Raw genomic sequence first — 18,532 nt, forward strand, 5'->3', positions numbered from 1 at the left:
AGACGCTCGGACGGGACCCGTGGACGCAAGGGGTGGCGCGGCATACGGCGTCGCGCCACGGATGTGGCTGTGGCTCAGGCCTCGTCGCCCTCGGCCTTGGCCTCGGCGCCCTCGGCGGCCTCGCCCTCGGCGCCCTCGGCGGCCTCGCCCTCGGCAGCCTCGTCGTGCTCCTCGCGCTCGATGCCGGCCTCGGCCTCGGCCTCGGCGAGCTCGGCCTCGAGGGCCTCGGCGGAGATGGCCTGCGTGACGTTGACGACGAGGGCCTCGGCGTCGGTCACCAGCGTGGCGCCCTCGGGCAGCTCGACGGCGCCGGCGAGGATCTGGGTGCCGGCCTCGAGCCCCTCGACCGAGACGACGACGTTCTCGGGGATGTTCGTGGCGAGGGCCTCGATCTGGAGCGTGTTGTGGTCGAGCGTCACGACGGTCTCGGGAGCGGCCTCGCCCTCGAGGTGGACGGAGACGTCGACGGTGACCTTCTCGCCCTTGCGGACGACGACGAGGTCGACGTGGTCGATGACCGGCTTGATGGCGTCGCGCTGGACGTCCTTGGCGAGGGCCAGCTGCTCCTTGCCGTCGATGACGATCGTCAGCAGGGCGTTGGCCTGCTTGAGCGCCATCATCGTGTCGTGGCCGGGGAGCGAGATGTGCACGGGCTGGGTGCCGTGGCCGTACATGACGGCGGGGATGTTGCCGGCGCGGCGGATCTTGCGGGCGGCGCCCTTGCCGAAGTCGGTGCGCTTCTCGGCGACGAGCTTGGTGTTGTCGGACACGGGTGACTCCTGGAGGTCTCGTGGGATGAGGCGGTCGGTGGCGGCCTCGACGCGGGACGACGCGCGATGATCGGCAGTTCGCAGCGGATGGCCGACGCGGTCCGCACGCAGAGGCGAACCCGCTCCGCGGCACGCTCCTAGGCGCGTCCACGAGTCAGGCCACCGCGTCGATCACGGACCTCGTCACGTCCTGCCGTGGCAGTCGTGCACCGTCCCTCGCCGAGGCAACTGCTCGATCTTACGGGACGGACCGCCTGCCGGCGAAATCGAGCCCCCAGCCTGCAACACACCCGGGAGCGGTCCGTCGAGCATGGGTGCAACCGACCCGACCTGACCACTACCGGGTGTGTTGCGGGAGAGGGGATGAGTGGGGCAGGCGGGTCAGGAACGGGCCTCGTCGGAGCGCACCGCGGCCAGGCCGGCCACGATGAGCGCCCCGCCCAGCAGCTGCACGGGCGTCGGCAGCTCGGCGAGCACGAGCCAGGCGAAGAGCACGGCGAAGAGCACCTCGGTGAGGGCGACGAACGAGGCCACCTTGGCTCCGAGCATCCGCACGGCGGCGATGCCGGTGACGTAGGCGAACGCGGCCGCGACGAGTGCGATGACGAGCACGGGCACCCACCACGGGACGACGACGCCGCCGAGGGGCACGTGCGCCGCGCCCCGGGTCATGTCGAGGGCCCCCGTCAGGGCGGCGGCCCAGAGCGAGGCCGCCCCGACGGCGAGGCCGCCGCCGGCGAGCGCGAGCGGCGGCACGTCGTCGTCGACGTGGTCGGCGAGCAGGAAGTAGAGCACGAGGCAGACGGCGGCGCCGAGCCCCCAGAGGACTCCGACGAGGCTGATGCTCGCGCCGCCCACGACGTCGAGGACGAGCAGCAGGCCGGCGACGGCGAGCGCGACCCCGACGAGCGTCAGGCGGCGCGGGGCCTGCCGGTGGCGCAGCCAGAGCCAGCCGACGATGAGCACGGGCGCGAGGTACTCGAGGAGCAGGGCCACCCCGACGGACAGGTGGGTCACGGCGTTGAAGTAGGCGAGCTGGCAGCCGGCCACACCGGTCAGGCCGTAGCCGACGACGACCCACGCGTTGCGCCGCAGTGCCGGCCAGCGGCCGCGCAGCGACCAGAGAGCGGGGCCGAGCAGCACGAGCGCGGCGAGGGTGATGCGCATCGTCACGACCGCGCCGGGCGACCAGCCGCCGACGAGCAGGGACTTGCCGAACGCCCCCGAGGTCGCGAAGGCGGCCGCGGAGACGAGGGCGACACCGAGCCCGAGCAGCGGGTGGCGGGAGCGACCTGCCTCGGGCGTCCCGACCTCGTCGGCCCTCGCCGACTCTCCGACGACCGGGCCGGTGACGACAACGCGTTCGGTCATGGCACCCTCGCTACCTCCGCCGACCCGCGCGACCCGCCGGGTCCGCTGCGATGTCAGCACCTAAAAGACTTACACTCATGACAGTAACGACACCTCATGTCAGGAGTCAACATGCTTTTCACCCATGACACGGACGTGGCCCTGACCGCCGCCGCGGCGCTCGTCAACACCATGCCCGGGGTCCTGCCCGGTGACCGCGCCCCGGACGCCCTGACCACCCTCGACGAGCTCGACTCCCTCTACGCCGAGCACGGCTGGACCGGCCGCTTCGACCGGGACGAGGCGGAGCTGCAGGCCGTGCGCGAGCTGCGCCCCCGCCTGCGCGGCTTCTGGGAGCTCGACGAGGCAGGCGTCGTCACCCTCGTCAACGACCTGCTGGCCGAGGCGAGGGCCACCCCGCAGCTCGTCGACCACGACGGTGTCGGCTGGCACATCCACGCCACCCCGCCCGAGGCCCCCCTGCCCCAGCGCATGGCGGTCGAGGCCGCCATCGCCGTCATCGACGTCGTGCGCGCCGGCGAGCTGGCCCGGCTGCGGGTCTGCGAGGCCGCGGACTGCGACGACGTCGTCGTCGACCTGTCGAAGAACCGGTCCCGCCGCTACTGCGAGGGCGGCTGCGCCGCTCGTGCGCACACCGCGGCCTACCGCGCCCGGCAGGCCGCGCGCGCCTGAGCCCCCGACAGCGAGCCGACCACAGACAGAGGCCGTATGCCGTCGGGTGGGTCCCGGCGGCATACGGCCTCGGTGCGTGGCTGGTGCGGCTCGGCGGCTCAGGCCTTGCCGTCGAAGAGGCTCGTGACCGAGCCGTCCTCGAACACCTCCTTGATGGCCATCGACACGAGGGGTGCGATCGAGAGGACCTCGAGCTTGTCGAATCGGCGGTCGTCGGGGATCGGCAAGGTGTTGGTGACGATGACCTCCTCGACCTTGCAGGCCTTGAGTCGGTCGACGGCCGGGCCGGAGAGGATCGCGTGCGTCGCGGCGATGATGACGCTGGCAGCGCCCTGGTCCATGAGGGCGTCGGCGGCCTTGGTGATCGTGCCCGCGGTGTCGATCATGTCGTCGACGAGCACGCAGACGCGGCCCTTGATCTCACCGACGACCCGGTTGGCGACGACCTCGTTGGGCCGGTTGATGTCGCGGGTCTTGTGGATGAAGGCCAGCGGGGCGCCGCCGAGGCGCGAGCTCCAGTCCTCGGCCACCTTGATGCGGCCCGCGTCGGGTGAGACGACGGCGAGGTCGAGGTGGCCGTACTTCTTGCCGACGTAGTCCGCGAGGATCGGCATCGCCATCAGGTGGTCGACCGGCCCGTCGAAGAAGCCCTGGATCTGGGCGGTGTGCAGGTCGATCGCCATGAGGCGGTCGGCGCCCGCGGTCTTGAAGAGGTCGGCCATGAGGCGCGCCGAGATCGGCTCGCGTCCGCGGTGCTTCTTGTCCTGGCGCGCATAGCCGTAGAAGGGCAGCACGACCGTGATGCGCTTGGCCGAGGCCCGCTTGAGGGCGTCGATCATGATGAGCTGCTCCATGATCCACTCGTTGATCGGAGCGGTGTGGCTCTGGATCACGAAGGCGTCGGAGCCGCGCACCGACTCCTCGTAGCGCACGTAGATCTCGCCGTTGGCGAAGTCGTAGGCAGAGGTCGGCACCAGCTCGGTGCCGAGCTCTTTGGCGACCTCCTGCGCGAGCATCGGGTGGGCGCGGCCGGAGAAGACCATCAGGTGCTTCTCCGTCGTCTTGTTGATGCCGCTCATCGCTGGGCGTCCTTCGTCTCGCGGGGGCTGTCGGTCGGGGCGTCGGTGTCGTTGTCGGTGTCGCTGTCGGTGTCGGTCTGCGAGAGGCGGTTGTTCGGGGAGACTGCGCCGGGCTCGCTGGCGAGCGCCGCCTCCACCTCGGCCGCCGCCTCGGCGTCGGCGCGCGCCTCGGCCCGGGCACGGGCACGCGCGACGGACTGCGGGTCGACGGCGGGGGCGTCCCCGACCTGCGACTCCCCCGCGCGCGCGGCCTGGGCCGCCTCGTCGGTCTTCGTCCCGGCGCGCCGGCGCGCGACCCAGCCGTCGATGTTGCGCTGCTGGGCACGGGTCACGGCGAGCTGGCCGGGGGCGACGTCGCTCACGACCGCCGACCCGGCCGCGACGTAGGCGCCGTCGCCGATGGAGCGCGGGGCCACCACGACCGAGTTGCTGCCGACGAAGCTGTGGGCGCCCACGGTCGTGTGGCCCTTGGTGACGCCGTCGTAGTTGGCGAAGATCGTGCCGGCGCCGATGTTGGCGCCCTCGCCGATGGTCGCGTCGCCGCAGTAGGTCAGGTGCGGCACCTTGGCGCCGTCACCGATCACCGCGTTCTTCGTCTCGACGAAGCCGCCGATCTTGCCCTTGGCGCCGAGACGGGTGCCCGGGCGCAGGTAGGAGAAGGGCCCCACCGTCGCCCCGGGACCGATCTCGGCGAGCTCGGCCTGCGTGCGCACGACGCTGGCGCCGTCGCCGACCTCGACGTCGGTGAGCGTGGTGTCGGGGCCGATGACGCAGTCGCGCCCGATGGTGCTGGCGCCGTGGATCTGCGTGCCCGGCCGCACGACGGTGTCGGGACCGATGGTCACGTCGGCGTCGATCCACGTCGTGGCCGGGTCGACGACGATGGCGCCGTCACGCATCGCCTGCTCGACGGTGCGCCGGTTGAGCTCGGCGCCGAGACGGGCGAGCTGCACCTTGTCGTTGACGCCCTCGGTCTGCCACAGGTCGGCGACGAGGTGGGCGCGCACGGTGAGGCCTCGGCCACGGGCGATCGCGATGACGTCGGTGAGGTACTTCTCGCCCTGCGCGTTGTCGGTGCCGACCTCGGCGAGCGCCTCGCGCAGCACCGCGACGTCGAACGCGTACAGGCCGCTGTTGACCTCGCGGATGGCCCGCTGCTCCTCGTCGGCGTCCTTCTGCTCGACGATGGCGGCGACGTCGCCGGCGTCGTCGCGCAGCACGCGGCCGTAGCCGGTCGGGTCGTCGAGCGTGGCGGTGATGACGGTGACGGCGCTGCCCGACGCGTGGTGGGCAGCGACCAGGCCCTCGAGCGTCTCGCTCGTCAGCAGCGGCACGTCGCCGTAGGTGACGACCACCGTGCCGGACAGGTCGGCCGGCAGGGCCTCGAGGGCGCACTCGACGGCGCGACCGGTGCCCTTGACGTCGTCCTGGTCGGCGACCACCGCGTCGGGGTCGACCTGTGCCACGTGCTCGGCGACCCGGTCGCGCTCGTGGCGCACCACGACAGCGAGGTGGTGGGGGCTGGTGCCCCGCGCCGCCCGGATCGCGTGAGCCACGAGAGTGCGGCCCCCGATCGAGTGGAGGACCTTCGGGGTCGTGGACTTCATGCGTGTGCCCTCACCGGCGGCGAGGACGATCACGGCGGTCGGCCGTAGATCGCTCACAGGGCGCAGCTCCTTCATGGATCGGCGTGCACTCGGGCGCGGACGACCCCAGCCGTGAACGACCTGGGTGCGCCGCCCGCCATGCTACTCGCGGGCCAGCGCCGTGCCGCGCGCCCGTGCGCGCGCCGTGACCCCGCTCACAACCAGAGGTGCAGCTCTGTCGCACGAGTGTGCGGTTCCGTCAGGAGTGGGCGTTGCACGGTCCACTCCTGACGGGAACGCGCACGTATGCCGGGAAGGCGCACCGCTGCGCTCGCCATGTCGCTGCTCCCCGGGCAGGAGTCGAACCTGCGTCGCTTGTCCTGATTCAAAGTCAGGCGGGCCCTGCCGGCAGACCAACCGGGGAACGTCCTCGCGGACGTGCACAGGCTAGTGCAGCACCGGGTCCGGCGATGACGGGTGGACCGGACGGCTCAGGAGCCGACAGGCGTGGCGCCGGTCGCCGCCGGGTCGGAGGTCGACGGGTCGGTGGGCGCCGACCCCAGCACCTGGGTGTCGAGGGTGGGTGGCGTGACGTCGGGCTGCGCCGCCGGGGGCACTGCACCGGCCGGGTCGGCAGCGGCCGCCGGTGGCACGTTCTCGGCAGCGGTGGAGGAGGCGGCCGTGGTCGACCCGGCCGGGCCGGATGCGGCGTCACCCGCAGCGGTGCCGGCCGGGGCAGGGTCTGCAGCAGGAGAGGAGTCGGGCGCGGTCGGGCTCGCCGGAGCCGGAGCCGCGGGGTCGATGGCCGGCGAGCCAGCGGGCGCCTGGGTGTCGGTCGGCGACGACGGGGCGGGGGTCTGGTCAGCGACCGCAGCACCCGGGTCGGTGGTCCCGACACCTGCGTCAGGCGTCGCTGCTGCCGGGTCGTCGGCCGCCGGCGTCGTGCCGGTCGTGCTCGCCGCCGCGTCGGCGTGCTCAGGCACCTCCGTGGACGGGGCCGAGGTGTCGTCGACAGGGTTCACCGGCGCGGGCGCGACCGCGTCGGGAGTCGACGGCGTCGAGTCGGACGCCGCAGGCGGCGGCACCGTCGCGGGGTCGACCGGCGCCGGGGCGGGAGGCGGCGGCGTCGGGTCGACAGCCGTGGCAGCCGTGCCTGTGGCCGTCGGCGCTGCCGGGGCAGGTGGGGTGGCCGCAGCCGGCGCGGCCGACACGGTCGACGGGGTCGACACGGTCGACGTGGTCGACGCCGTGGCGCTGCTCGCGACGACGCTGGGCAGCACGGTGAGCACGAGCACGTCGGTGGGGTTGGTGCCGGCCGCGGGGCCGGTGGTCGACGGCGTGGTCTGCGCGGCGTTGTCGACCACGATCACCTGGGCGGCAGGCGTCCCGAGGTTCTGGGTCACGGTCGGGACCACGGCGATGCCCATGCCCACCACGAGACCCGCCATCGCCGTGGCGATGGGCGGCCCGAGGGTCGTCCCGGCGAGCAGCGACCCACCGGCGAGCGCGACCGCTGGAGCTGCGACCGCCGCCCCGGACACCAGCGCGGTGGTGCCCACGACACCTGCCGCGAGGGGGGCGCTGATCGCGGCGCCCCCGACCGCGCCGGCCGAGACGGCCGTGCCGGCCGCGACCGACGTGGCTCCCACTGAGGCCGCGCCGGCACCGGAGGCGATGGCTCCCGATACGACCCCGGCCGACGTGCTGGTCACGGTCACGGTGCTGGTCACCGTGACCCCGGCCGCGGTGGCTCCCGCGGCGCCTGATGCCGCACCGCCGGCGATCGCGCCGACGGTGGTGCCCGCTGCCGAGACGCCGCCGGCGGCGGTGCCGATGACGGTCGTACCGGCGGCAGTGCCCGCGGCGGTGGCTCCCGCCGCAGTGCTCGCGGCGGTTGCAGTGCTCGCGGCGGTGGCGGTGCCCGCGGCGGTTGCACCCGCAGCAGTGCCTGTCGCAGCCGTGCCGGCTGTGGCCGTGCCGGCGGCAGTGCCTGCGGCCGTGGTGCCTGCGGCTGCTCCTGCCGCCGTGGAGCCTGCCGCTGAGCCGCCGATGAGAGCGGCGATCGCGCCGTGCTGCAGGGTGCCGGCCATGGCGGCTCCGGCCGCGAGCACGATGGGTCCGGTGAGCACGCCGAACCCCTCGTAGACGCGTCGCAGCTCGACCGCGAGGCCCGCCTCCCTGGTGCAGCGCGCGAGGTGGTCATCGGCGCGCGCCTGCTGCCGCGCCGTGAGACGCCCGCGGACGTGACCGCCCAGGTGGTCGAGCGTCCAGCGGCACTCGGGCGCACCGCATACGGGCACGCGCCGCTGCACCCAGACGTCGAGGTAGCGCGCACGCAGCTCGTCACGGGCCCGCATCGCCCTGGCGCTGACGACGTTGGCGGAGACGCCGAGGAGGGGGGCGACCACGCGCGGCGGCTCCCCTTCGACCATCGTGTGCCACAGCAGCTCGCGGTCGCTCTCGCTCAGCTGTCGGAACGCTGTGCGGACGAGGTCGGTGTCGACACCCTCGGCGCCCAGCGCGGACAGGTGGGTGTCGGCGGCCGGGATGCGGTCGAGGTCGGTGCCGGACGTCGGCACGAGGCTCATGTCGCCGCGCACCGCGTCGACGCCGACGGTGCGGACCGTGGCGGTGAAGTACGCGCGGAAGTTCTCGGACGGACCGTTGCCCTCGCGGATGAGCCGGAACACACGGGCGGAGGCCTCGGCCACGAGGTCCTCGGCGGACACACGTCCGCGGAAGCGGGTGGCGACGCCGAACGCCGCGGGGAGGTTGCGCTGCCAGAGCGTGGCGAAGGCGCTGTCGTCGCCGAGCCGCGCGCGGGAGAGCAGGACCGCGTCGCTCTCGTCGAGCGCATCGGCGCTGGACGAGACCGCGGCCGTGGACTCCGTCTGGGGTCCGATCGTGTGGGCTGACACCTGAGGGGGCTCCTCCCGCGAGGGATGACCTCCAGTGTGGGGCACGGATGCCGCTCGTGGGAGTCCTTTTCGAGGAACCGCCTGCCGCCGGGCAGGGGGCGGTGAGGTCGATCGCGGCCCTCCCCGGGTTTGCGTCGCGATCGACCTCACCGGCGGTCTCACCCGGCCGTGGTTCCCCCCAATGCCTCGGCTCCTCCGCCAACTCCCTGCCGAACACATAGACGGAGCGCGCTCGGTTTCATGACGGGATTTCGAAAAAAGTTCTGACGCGCCTGCCCCTGGCACGGCCCGCGGCCCGCTGACTGCACAATGGCGGCGTGACCCCAGACCGCGCCGAACGAGCAGACCGCGCCCGCCCGCGGGCCCGCATGACGGGCCCCGAACGGCGGGAGCAGCTCATCACCGTCGGCCGGAAACTGTTCGCGGACAAGGGATTCGAGGCAACATCCGTCGAGGAGGTGGCTTCCAGGGCCAACGTCTCCAAGCCCGTCGTCTACGAGCACTTCGGCGGCAAGGAGGGGTTGTACGCCGTCGTCGTCGACCGCGAGATCCAGGCCCTCATGGGTGGCATCAGCGCCGCGCTCGAGGAACCGGAGGGTGCCCGGGTGCTGCTCGAGCGGGCGACGCTGGCCCTGCTGGACTACATCGAGTCCGACCCCGACGGCTTCCGCATCCTCGTGCGCGACTCACCCCCCGGCCAGGCGACCGGCTCCTTCGCGAGCGTGCTCGGTGACGTGGCGGCGCAGGTCGAGCACCTGCTGGCGGCGGAGTTCAAGCAGCGCGGGCTCGAGCCGAAGTCGGCGCCGATCCACGCGCAGATGCTCGTCGGCATGGTGGCGCTGACGGGCCAGTGGTGGCTCGACAGCCGCAAGTTCAAGAAGGGCCAGGTGGCCGCGCACCTGGTGAACCTCGCGTGGAACGGCCTGTCGGGACTCGACCCGAAGCCGCGCCTCGTGACGCTCCCGCGCCGCTGACCCTCAGGAGGGTCGGAGCGTCTGGGTCCAGGTGCGGCCACGGGCGTCGGTGACCCGCACGACGAGCGGCACGACGCCCCCGGTGCCTGCCTGGTCGAGGACGGCGGAGCCGCGACCCCCGGTGCACGACACTGCGGCGCGGGAGGCCTGTACGCAGTCCCAGCTCGAGTTGCGCACGGTGAGACGGCCGGCGCCTCCCTCGTTGCTGATCCTCACCGTGAGGCCGGCCGTGACGGCCGTGCGCACGCGCACCGAGATGCGCGCGGTCTCGCCGTCCTTCACGAGGTTCACCGAGACGGCCGGAGCGGCTGGTCCGTCTGACGGGGGGTCCGACGGAGCCGGGTCCTGCGGAGCCGGCGGGCCGGACGGGGTGTCCGGCGTGGTCGTCGGAGTCGGCGTCGAGGTGCGAGGTGTGGGCGGTGCCGGCGCAGGAGGGCGGGAGGCAGCCGGTGCCTGGGCGACCGGCGCGGCCGGTGCCGTCGCCGCGGTGGGGCGAGGAGAGCCGGAAGCGGCGACGGCGTCGCTGTCGCTGCGCGCAGCTCCAGCGGCGGGCGGGCGGCCGCCGGCCGCGGCACTCAGCTCGCCCGGCGCCGAGGTCGCGGGCAGGGCCGACAGGCTGGCGGTCGTGGACGACGGGCGACTCGTCGACGGGGCGGCACCAGCCGGCGCCGCTGGCGTCGGGACCGAGCGCGGTGCAGGAGCCGTGGTGGGCGTCGACGCCCGGGGAGCGGGGAGCGTCGCGTCGGCGAGCGCGGGGCCGGGCGTGGCGAGGGCCCCGGCGAGCCCGGCCGTCACGGCGAGCGCCGCAGCGACGTTCGTGGCCCGGGCGGCCAGCTGCGCCACGAGGTCGACCGCCCTGCCTGCCCCCGAAGCGGAGGCTTGGGCCGCGGACGCCCCGGTGACACCGCCGTCCGCCGTGCTGCCCGGGCCCGCCGCACTTTCCAGGCCCGCCGCACCGGCCTGGCCTGTCGGAGCAGCGGCCGTCGTTCCGGAGGCCGCCGTGGTGGCCGCCGTGGTGGCCGCCGTGGTGGCCGCCGTGGTGGCCGTCGAGAGGGCCGCGAGGCCGCCCCCGGTCACGAAGCCCGGCGACATGAGTCCGGCAGCGAGCACCACGGGCACCACGAGCGCCGGGAAGCCGTCGTGGATGACCCGCAGGTCCTCGGCCAGCGCCGCCGCGTGCGGGCACCCCTCGACGTGGGCCCGGGCACGCTCGGTCTGGCGCTTGGGCAGCCGTCCACGCACGAAGGCGCCGAGGTGCTCCACCGTCCAGCGGCACTCGTCGCTGTCGGCTGCCGCGAGCCCCCGGGCCGCCCGGGCGTCGAGGAAGTTCGCGCGCAGGGACTCGCGCGCCCGCATGGCCCGCACGCTGACGGCGTTGGCGGTCATGCCGAGGACGGGTGCGACGGCGCGCGGGGCGGCGCCCTCGACGGTCGTGTGCCACAGGATGCGCTGGTCGCGCTCCGACAGCTCGCCGAAGGCGGCGCGCACCAGCGCCATGCCGTCCTCGTCGACGGCCAGACCCGCGAACGGGTCGGCGAGCGCCGGGGCGGCGAGCTCTTCGAGATCGTCGTCCTCGGTGGGAACGAGCCGCAGGTCGCGTCGGCCCTGGTCGACGGCGACGGTGCGCACCGCCGTCAGGAAGTACGCGCGGAAGCTCTCCTCGGGCCCGCGCCCCTCACGGAGGAGGGCCAGCACCCGGGCGGCGGCCTCGGCGACGATGTCCTCGGGGGCGGAGCGTCCGCGGTGACGGTTCGCGACGGCATACGCCGCGGGGAGGTGCCGGCGCCACAGCTCGCCGAAGGCCTCGGCCGAGCCGTCGCGGGTGAGCGCGAGCAGGGTGGCGTCGGGGGCCGCAGCCCAGGCCTCGCTCGACCACAAGGTCGGTTCTGCCGACAACCCTTCGCCCTTCGTCTGCCCGGAACTCACCGGTTTGTCCGGTCTGAGCGGTGCAGCCAAGTCTGCCAAGCGGCGGGGCGGGCGTCCATCCCGACGAGCGGTCGGCACAAGAAGGCGGACCGGGCCCGGTTGGGGCTGGCAGGTTTCGTCCTCCCGAATGATCCCCTCCACGAAACCACGCGGGAGGACGAAACCTGACGGCACCACTGGAGATGACCCCGAAGGGGCCACTCCCTCCCCTGACCAAGCGGGAGACCCCTGCGTTGCCGTCACCTGTATGACGTGCCTGCACCCATTTCATGACACGGTTTTCCGAAATGGGGGCAAATGCCGGAAATTGACCCAGTTTTTCTCCCGCGGTGGGACGGCGCGCGGGCTCGAGACCACGCTTTTACCGTCGCGAGACACGTCCCTTACCCACACCGTCGGCGCCCGCGCACGCCGCAAGCCACCCGGCCGGGTATGACCCCGCCATGACGCGACGGTGGCTCTTCGCCGACCAGCTAGGCCCGCACTTCGCGGTCGGGCACGACGGCGTGCTGCTCGTCGAGAGCCGGCGGGCGCTCGCCCGGCGCCCCTTCCACCGGCAGAAGCTGCACCTCGTGCTGTCGGCGCTGCGCCACCGCGCGGCCGAGCTCGGTGACTCGGCGGTGCTGCTGCGCACCGACACCTACACGGAGGCGGTGCGCGAGCTGGGCGAACCGGTGCGCGTCTACGAGCCGACGTCGTATGCCGCCGAGCGGCTCGTGCGCCGGCTGTACGCCGACGGGGTGGTCGAGGACATCGACCCCACGCCGGGCTTCAGCCTCCCTCGGGAGGAGTTCGCCGCCTGGGCGGGCGACCGTCGCCGGGTGCGGATGGAGGACTTCTACCGGTTCCAGCGCCTGCGCCTCGACCTGCTGGTCGAGGGCGAGCGACCGGTGGGTGGCCGGTGGTCGTTCGACGACGAGAACCGCGAGCCCCCGCCCAGGGGCGCCGAGCGGCTCGACGTGCCATCGCCCTACCAGCCGCGCGAGGACGACATCGACGCCGAGGTGCGCGAGGACCTCGACCGCTGGACGCGCGAGGGGCACCTCTCCCCCGTCGGCGACGACGGCCCGCGGGTGTTCGCCGTGACCCGGCGCGAGGCGCTCGCGGCCCTCGACCGGTTCGTCGTGAAGCGGCTCGGCGCGTTCGGGCCGCACGAGGACGCGATGCTCCGCGGGGACTGGGCGATGGCGCACAGCCTGCTCTCGGTGCCGCTCAACCTCGGGCTGCTCGACCCCGTCGAGGTCGTCGACCGGGCGGCCCAGGCCTACCGCGACGGCGACGCCCCGCTCGCCTCCGTCGAGGGCTTCGTGCGGCAGGTCATCGGCTGGCGCGAGTACGTCTGGCACCTCTACTGGCACTTCGGTCCGACCTACCGGCGCCGCAACGCGCCCGCCGCGCGGCGCCCGCTGCCCGGCTGGTTCGACCGGCTGGAGACCGACCAGGTCGACGCTGCCTGCCTGCAGGACGCGTTGACCGGGGTGCGCGAGCGCGGCTGGGTGCACCACATCCCGCGCCTCATGGTGCTCGGAAACTGGGCGGCGCAGCGCGGCTACCACCCCGACGCGCTGACCGAGTGGTTCCAGACGCGCTTCGTGGACGGCTACGACTGGGTCATGCCGGCCAACGTCGTCGGCATGAGCCAGCACGCCGACGGCGGCGCGATGGCGACCAAGCCGTACGTCTCGGGTGGGGCCTACATCGACCGCATGAGCGACTACTGCGGCGGCTGTCGTTACGACCCGAGGAAACGGCTCGGCGACGACGCCTGCCCGTTCACGGCCGGCTACTGGGCCTACCTCGACCGCAATGCCGCCCGCCTCGAGGGCAACCACCGCATGGCGCGGCCGCTGCAGCAGCGGCACCGGCTCGCCGACCTCGAGGCCGTCGTGGCCCAGGAGCGGCGCCGAGCCGCGACTCCTCCGTGAGGACGAGCGCGTTCAGGCAGGCGTGCGGGCGACGGCGAACGTGCGCGTGAACGGGAAGATCACGCCGTACGCCTTGCGCGGGTATGCCGCCTCGAGCTCCTTCTCGTAGTCGGCGACGAAGTCGTCGCGTTCCTTCTCGTCGAGCACCCCCAGCACGGGGCGCAGGCCGGTGCCGCGCACCCACTCGAGCACGGGGTGCGGGCCGTCGGGCTCGGCCGCGAGGACGTGCTCGTAGGTGGTCTGCCACACGTCGACGTCGGGGGTCAGGTCGAGCAGGAGGGCGGCATACGTCTGCGGCTGGGCGACTGCCTGCGCGCGGGCGAGCCCGGGGCGCAGGTCGTCGGCCCGCGCGTGCCGGGCGGCGACCTCGCGCATCAGCCGGTGCGACGGGGCGTCGAAGTTCGAGGGGACCTGCATGGCGAAGGTGCCGCCCGGTGCGAGCGCCGCGACCCACGACGGGATGAGGCGCAGGTGGCTCGGCACCCACTGCAGCGTGGCGTTCGTGACGAGCACGTCGACGGAGCCGCCGGACTCGGTCGGGTCCCAGTCCTCGGCGGCGGCCTCGACCCACTCGACATGACCGTCGACGTCGAGCTCGCGGGCTCGGGCCAGCATGTCGGGCGAGCTGTCGACGCCGACGACGCGGGCGTTCGGCCAGCGCTGGGCGAGCCCGAGCGTGAGCTCGCCCGGGCCGCACCCCAGGTCGACGACGAGCCGTGGGTCGTCCGCATCGACGCGTGCCAGCAGGTCGGCGAACGGGCGGCCCCGGTGGCCCGCGAAGACGGCGTACTGGCGCGGGTCCCAGGCGGCGTCGCCGGGGCGAGTGGATCCGCTGGAGGCAGTGGTGGGTTCGGTCACGACGTGCTCACTTTCCTTCGATGTCAAGAGTCTTGACGGCGACTACAGTTGGCTCCATGAGCGCCGAGAGCAGGCCCGCCGACGACGTGGACGAGATCGTCGCTGCCTGGCGCCGCGAGCGGCCCGACCTCGATGTCTCGCCCCTCGAGGTGCTCTCGCGCGTCTCGCGCCTGGCTCGCCGTCTCGACCTCGCGCGCGGTTCGGCCTTCTCGGAGCACCTGCTCGAGGGCTGGGCGTTCGACGTGCTGTCGGCCCTGCGCCGGGCGGGCGAGCCCTACGAGCTGTCGCCGGGCGCGCTGGTGCAGCAGACCCTGGTCACGTCGGGCACGATGACCAACCGCGTCGACCGGCTCGAGCGCAGCGGCTTCGTCGAGCGCCGCCCCGACCCGGGCGACCGGCGCGGCGTGCTCGTGCGCCTGACCGCTGCGGGTCGCGACGTCGTCGACTCGGCGATGGCCGACCTCATCGAGCAGGAGAAGTCGCTGCTCTCGGAGCTGTCGGCAGCCGACCGCGCACAGCTCGCGACCCTGCTGCGGCGCATGCTCGCCCCGCTCGAGTCGCGGGGGGCCCAGCACGGCTGACGCGCTCATCCCTGCTGGAACTCCAGCCGGTTGCCCACGGGGTCGGTGGTGTGGAAGCGGCGCAGGCCCGCGATGTTCTCGTCCCAGGTGACGGGGGCTCCGGCCGCCGACACGGCTTCGGCCAGCTCCTCCACGTCGGCGACCGCGATGCCCGGGTGGGCCTTGCGGGCCGGGGCAAAACCCTCCTCGATGCCGACGTGCAGCTCCGCGGAACCGGCCCGGAACCACACGCCGCCCCGCGCGCGCAACGCCTCGGGCTTCTCCACCTCGGTCATGCCGAGCACGCTGCCGTAGAAGGCGCGCATGTCGTCCTCGCAGCCCGCAGGGCCCGAGACCTGGACGTGGTGCAGGTGCATCTCCATGGCTCCGAATTTATCTTGACATCAAGATAAATTCAACGGGATTCGACCGAGTTTCCCGCCCGCGCGTACCCTTCCGGGCCCCCACGTCGTTTCTCCTGCACCGGGTCGCCCGCCTCGGCGCGACCCGCCGAGCAACTCCTAGGAGCACGCGTGAACACCACTCGCAAGCACGTCCTCGCCATGGGACTGTGCCTCGTCTCGGCGGCGGCGGGGGCCCCGCTCGCGGCGGCGACAACGACGTCGACCGCCGCACTCCCCGTGAGCACCTCGCTCACCAACACGATCACCGACACGGTCAGCGACCTGCTCGCGACCCTCGACACCCGGGCCGTCACGAAGGCGGTCGTCCCCACGGCAGCGACGAAGTCCGCCGTCGCGGCGCTGCTGAAGACCGCCGGCGCGGGGGCCCGCGCCACGTGGGACGCGCGCTTCGGCACCCTGCGCGCGCTGCGCGCCGACGGCTACCTGACCGCGGCACGCAGCGGCACCGCCGTCGACGTCGCCCGCGGCTGGCTCGCCTCCCAGCCCGCGGCGTTCGGGCTCTCGGCCGCGCAGGTGCAGGGCCTCACCGTCGCCCGCGACCACGCCCTGCCGGGCACCGGCACGCACGTCGTCAGCTTCGTGCAGACCTTCGCCGGCGCGCCGGCCGCGCGCGGTGGCCGCCTCAACGTCGCCGTCGCCTCCGACGGGCGCGTCCTGTCATACGCCGGCGAGACCGCTCCCGGGGCGGGTCTCCTCGGCACGTGGGTGCTCGGCGAGACCGGCGCCCTGCTCAAGGTCGCGGGCACGCTCGCTCCCGGCACGGCATACGCCCCCGTCGCCGACGGCACGCAGGCCGGCTTCACGACGTTCGGGCGGGGGCCGTTCGCCGGCCCGGGCTACGTGCGCAAGGTCGCCTTCCCGACGAAGTCCGGCCCGGTCGCGGCCTACAAGGTCTTTTTCATCAAGAGCCAGACCGAGGCCTGGGAGGTCATCGTCGACGGCACGACGGGCGCGGTGCTGCATCGGGCGAGCGTCGTGCAGTTCGACGACGCGCACGGCACGGTCTACGACAACTACCCGGGTGCCGCGAACGGCGGCCAGCCGCGCCAGCAGTCGTTCGGCGCCACGGCCGAGTCGCCCAAGGGCTGGGTCGACCTCACGGGCGCGACCGGCACCGGCGTCACGACGCTTGGCAACAACGCCGACAGCTACGCCAACTGGTCGAACTTCATCGCCCCGGTCGACAACGCGCCACGACCGGTCTCCCCCACCGGCCACTTCGACTACGCCTACACGAACCGGTGGGCCGCCACGAAGGGCCAGACCACGCCGCCCTCCTACGCCGAGGACCTCGACCCGGCGGCGACGAACCTCTTCTTCCAGCACAACCGCATCCACGACCAGTACTACGCGCTCGGCTTCACCGAGAGCGCCGGCAACTTCCAGACCGACAACGGCGGCAAGGGCGGCCAGGGCGGCGACGCGATCCGCGGGCTGGTCCAGGCCGGCGCCGCGTCGGGTGGCGCGCCGACCTACACCGGTCGGGACAACGCGTACATGCTCACCCTCGACGACGGCATCCCGCCGTGGAGCGGCATGTTCCTCTGGGAGCCGATCGACGACGCGTTCGAGGGGCCCTACCGCGACGGATCGTTCGACATGTCCGTCATCCAGCACGAGTACAGCCACGGCCTGTCGAACCGCTACGTCGCGGGTGGCGGTGCGCTCGGCTCGCACCAGGCCGGCTCGATGGGCGAGGGCTGGGGCGACTGGTACGCGATGAACCACGCGTACGCAACGGGCCTCGAGCGCTCGCGCGCCGTCGTGGGGGCGTACGCCACGGGCAACGAGGTCCGCGGCATCCGCAACTACGACTACAACAAGAACCCCAACACCTTCGGCGACATCGGCTACGACCTGACCGGGCCCGAGGTGCACGCCGACGGCGAGATCTGGACGGCGACGCTGTGGGACCTGCACAAGGCCCTCGTGGCGCGCTACGGAATCGCTGCCGGCTCCGAGCGGGCCGCGCGCCTCGTCACCGACGGCATGCCGCTCACCGCGCCGAACCCGTCGTTCCTCGACGCGCGTGACGGCATCCTGAGCGCCGACCTCGACCGCTACCACGGTGACGACACGGCCCTCATCTGGTCGGTCTTCGCCAAGCGCGGCGCCGGCGTCTCCGCCTCGACGGCGACCGGTGACGACACCGACCCGAAGCCGGCGTTCGACGTGCCGGCGGCCGCGTCCAACGGCACGGTCGCGCTGACCCTCGTCAACGCGACGACGGGCCAGCCGATCAGCAACGCCCGGGTCATCCTGGGCCGCTACGAGGCTCGGGTCTCGCCCCTCGTGCGCACCGGCTCGACCGGCGGCGCGACGGTCAAGGCCGTCACCGGCACCTACCCGCTGACCATCCAGGCACCCGGGTTCGGCACCCAGACCATCGAGGGCTTCTCGGTCGTCGCGGGCAAGAACACGGCGAAGAAGATCTCGCTCGCACCCAACCTCGCCTCGACGGCGGCCGGCGCGCAGGTCGTCTCGGTCTCGTCGCAGGACGACGGCGCCCCGGCGAAGTTCGCCTTCGACGACACGGCCGCCTCCGTGTGGTCGACGAAGGCCGGCGAGACGGCCTACAACGCGGGACCCGACGAGCGGGTCACCGTCAAGCTCGCCGCCCCGGCGACCGTCAGCTCGGTGCGGGTCAGCGCCTACAAGGCGACGAACGCGTCGCGCTTCGCCGCCCTCAAGGGCTTCACGGTGCAGACCTCGCTCGACGGCGTCACGTGGACGACGGCCCGCACCGGCGCCTTCGGCTACCAGGCACCGCGCCCGACGGCTCCCGACCTCAACTACACGACGTTCGCGCTCAGCACCCCGACGAAGGCCGCCTACTTGCGCTTCTTCGTCGACTCGGTGCAGGGCGACACGACGACGTACGCGCAGGTCGCCGAGATCGAGGCGTTCGGCTCGGGCGCCACGGTCGCCAACGGCACGGTCACCCCGGACGCGCCGTACAGCGACCGGGGCACCATCACGGCCAACAACCCGGCGGCGGGTGACCCGACCGGCCTGCAGAACGTCTTCGGCGTCACGGGCACCGAGATGAACACGGCATGCACGTTCCCGCCGGCGTCGCAGGGCGTCGACGGCTGGGTGACGAAGCTGCCGGCGGGCTTCTCCGACGGCCTGCACTCGGTGTCGGTCAAGGGCACGAGCCCGCTCGACGACACCGTCGGCCACGACCTCGACCTGTACTTCCTCGACAGTGCCTGCGCGCTGACGGGGTCGGCGGCGACGGCCTCGGCCGACGAGTCGGCGCCCATTCCCCCGGGCACCGTCTACGTGCTGAGCCACCTCTACACCGGCGCCGATGTGGCCGTCGACGTCAAGGCGGTCGACAACCGCTAGGACTCGTTGACCCCCGCGCCGCAACACACCCGGTAGGTGTCAGCTCCCCACGGTTGCAACCGTGGGGAGCTGACCATTACCGGGTGTGTTGCTGAAAGGGCGGGTCCGGGGGCTGGG

General features: G+C 73.3%; 13 protein-coding genes and 1 tRNA gene. 5 read left to right on the forward strand and 9 right to left on the reverse strand.

Annotated features, from left to right (window positions below; genetic code table 11):
* Positions 1–74: 74 nt before the first annotated feature.
* Positions 75–770 carry a 50S ribosomal protein L25/general stress protein Ctc gene (locus tag ACXR8F_RS17505; RefSeq protein WP_458802391.1) on the reverse strand — a complete coding sequence of 232 codons (696 nt, stop codon included), beginning with the start codon at positions 768–770 and terminating at the stop codon, positions 75–77.
* Positions 771–1,151: 381 nt separating this feature from the next.
* Positions 1,152–2,141 carry an EamA family transporter gene (locus ACXR8F_RS17510; RefSeq protein ID WP_458802393.1) on the reverse strand — a complete coding sequence of 330 codons (990 nt, stop codon included), beginning with the start codon at positions 2,139–2,141 and terminating at the stop codon, positions 1,152–1,154.
* A 111-nt stretch (positions 2,142–2,252) separates the two neighbouring features.
* Between ACXR8F_RS17510 and ACXR8F_RS17515 the strand changes: the two genes are divergently transcribed.
* A complete protein-coding gene (locus tag ACXR8F_RS17515) occupies positions 2,253–2,813 on the forward strand; it encodes a CGNR zinc finger domain-containing protein (protein ID WP_458802394.1) in 561 nt (186 codons plus the stop codon).
* Between the two features lie 98 nt (positions 2,814–2,911).
* Here ACXR8F_RS17515 and ACXR8F_RS17520 read toward each other — a convergent pair whose 3' ends face one another.
* The 4 genes from ACXR8F_RS17520 to ACXR8F_RS17535 form a co-directional block, all read right to left on the reverse strand.
* Positions 2,912–3,892 carry a ribose-phosphate diphosphokinase gene (locus ACXR8F_RS17520; RefSeq protein ID WP_045191535.1) on the reverse strand — a complete coding sequence of 327 codons (981 nt, stop codon included), beginning with the start codon at positions 3,890–3,892 and terminating at the stop codon, positions 2,912–2,914.
* On the reverse strand, positions 3,889–5,556 hold the full coding sequence (gene glmU / locus ACXR8F_RS17525) for a bifunctional UDP-N-acetylglucosamine diphosphorylase/glucosamine-1-phosphate N-acetyltransferase GlmU (protein WP_458802397.1): 1,668 nt from the start codon (positions 5,554–5,556) through the stop codon (positions 3,889–3,891). The genes ACXR8F_RS17520 and glmU overlap by 4 nt, the downstream gene beginning before the upstream one ends.
* Positions 5,557–5,823: 267 nt before the next feature.
* A tRNA-Gln gene (locus ACXR8F_RS17530) sits at positions 5,824–5,902 on the reverse strand.
* Between the two features lie 67 nt (positions 5,903–5,969).
* The gene (locus ACXR8F_RS17535) at positions 5,970–8,396 is read right to left on the reverse strand and encodes a sigma-70 family RNA polymerase sigma factor (RefSeq protein WP_458802399.1); all 2,427 of its coding nucleotides are present in this window, start codon (positions 8,394–8,396) and stop codon (positions 5,970–5,972) included.
* Between the two features lie 368 nt (positions 8,397–8,764).
* Between ACXR8F_RS17535 and ACXR8F_RS17540 the strand changes: the two genes are divergently transcribed.
* Complete coding sequence (locus ACXR8F_RS17540) at positions 8,765–9,370, forward strand: TetR/AcrR family transcriptional regulator (RefSeq protein ID WP_458802442.1); 606 nt, start codon at positions 8,765–8,767, stop codon at positions 9,368–9,370.
* Between the two features lie 3 nt (positions 9,371–9,373).
* On the opposite strand, the gene ACXR8F_RS17545 is transcribed toward ACXR8F_RS17540, so the two are convergent.
* Positions 9,374–11,266, reverse strand: coding sequence for a sigma-70 family RNA polymerase sigma factor (locus ACXR8F_RS17545; RefSeq protein ID WP_458802401.1), 1,893 nt, complete (start codon positions 11,264–11,266; stop codon positions 9,374–9,376).
* A gap of 473 nt (positions 11,267–11,739) precedes the next feature.
* Here ACXR8F_RS17545 and ACXR8F_RS17550 point away from each other — a divergent pair, with 473 nt between their 5' ends.
* On the forward strand, positions 11,740–13,221 hold the full coding sequence (locus tag ACXR8F_RS17550; RefSeq protein WP_458802403.1) for a cryptochrome/photolyase family protein: 1,482 nt from the start codon (positions 11,740–11,742) through the stop codon (positions 13,219–13,221).
* Positions 13,222–13,233: 12 nt separating this feature from the next.
* Here ACXR8F_RS17550 and ACXR8F_RS17555 read toward each other — a convergent pair whose 3' ends face one another.
* The gene (locus ACXR8F_RS17555; protein ID WP_458802405.1) at positions 13,234–14,079 is read right to left on the reverse strand and encodes a methyltransferase domain-containing protein; all 846 of its coding nucleotides are present in this window, start codon (positions 14,077–14,079) and stop codon (positions 13,234–13,236) included.
* Between the two features lie 56 nt (positions 14,080–14,135).
* On the opposite strand from ACXR8F_RS17555, the gene ACXR8F_RS17560 reads away from it, so the two are divergent.
* Positions 14,136–14,660, forward strand: a complete 525-nt coding sequence (locus ACXR8F_RS17560) for a MarR family winged helix-turn-helix transcriptional regulator (RefSeq protein WP_045191527.1) — start codon at positions 14,136–14,138, stop codon at positions 14,658–14,660.
* A gap of 5 nt (positions 14,661–14,665) precedes the next feature.
* On the opposite strand, the gene ACXR8F_RS17565 is transcribed toward ACXR8F_RS17560, so the two are convergent.
* A complete protein-coding gene (locus tag ACXR8F_RS17565) occupies positions 14,666–15,022 on the reverse strand; it encodes a VOC family protein (protein ID WP_458802408.1) in 357 nt (118 codons plus the stop codon).
* 150 nt (positions 15,023–15,172) lie between these two features.
* On the opposite strand from ACXR8F_RS17565, the gene ACXR8F_RS17570 reads away from it, so the two are divergent.
* Positions 15,173–18,415: a M36 family metallopeptidase gene (locus tag ACXR8F_RS17570; protein WP_458802410.1), complete on the forward strand. Its 3,243-nt coding sequence runs from the start codon at positions 15,173–15,175 to the stop codon at positions 18,413–18,415.
* Positions 18,416–18,532: the final 117 nt, after the last annotated feature.

It is taken from the genome of Terrabacter sp. AAH1 (assembly GCF_054456855.1).

What these genes read in the sequence shown, in the direction of transcription:
- ACXR8F_RS17510 (WP_458802393.1), bottom strand. Translation starts at nt 2,141, where the DNA reads ATGACCGAACGCGTTGTCGTCACCGGCCCGGTCGTCGGAGAGTCGGCG.
- ACXR8F_RS17515 (WP_458802394.1), top strand. Translation starts at nt 2,253, where the DNA reads ATGCTTTTCACCCATGACACGGACGTGGCCCTGACCGCCGCCGCGGCG.
- ACXR8F_RS17520 (WP_045191535.1), bottom strand. Translation starts at nt 3,892, where the DNA reads ATGAGCGGCATCAACAAGACGACGGAGAAGCACCTGATGGTCTTCTCC.
- ACXR8F_RS17540 (WP_458802442.1), top strand. Translation starts at nt 8,765, where the DNA reads ATGACGGGCCCCGAACGGCGGGAGCAGCTCATCACCGTCGGCCGGAAA.
- ACXR8F_RS17550 (WP_458802403.1), top strand. Translation starts at nt 11,740, where the DNA reads ATGACGCGACGGTGGCTCTTCGCCGACCAGCTAGGCCCGCACTTCGCG.
- ACXR8F_RS17560 (WP_045191527.1), top strand. Translation starts at nt 14,136, where the DNA reads ATGAGCGCCGAGAGCAGGCCCGCCGACGACGTGGACGAGATCGTCGCT.
- ACXR8F_RS17565 (WP_458802408.1), bottom strand. Translation starts at nt 15,022, where the DNA reads ATGGAGATGCACCTGCACCACGTCCAGGTCTCGGGCCCTGCGGGCTGC.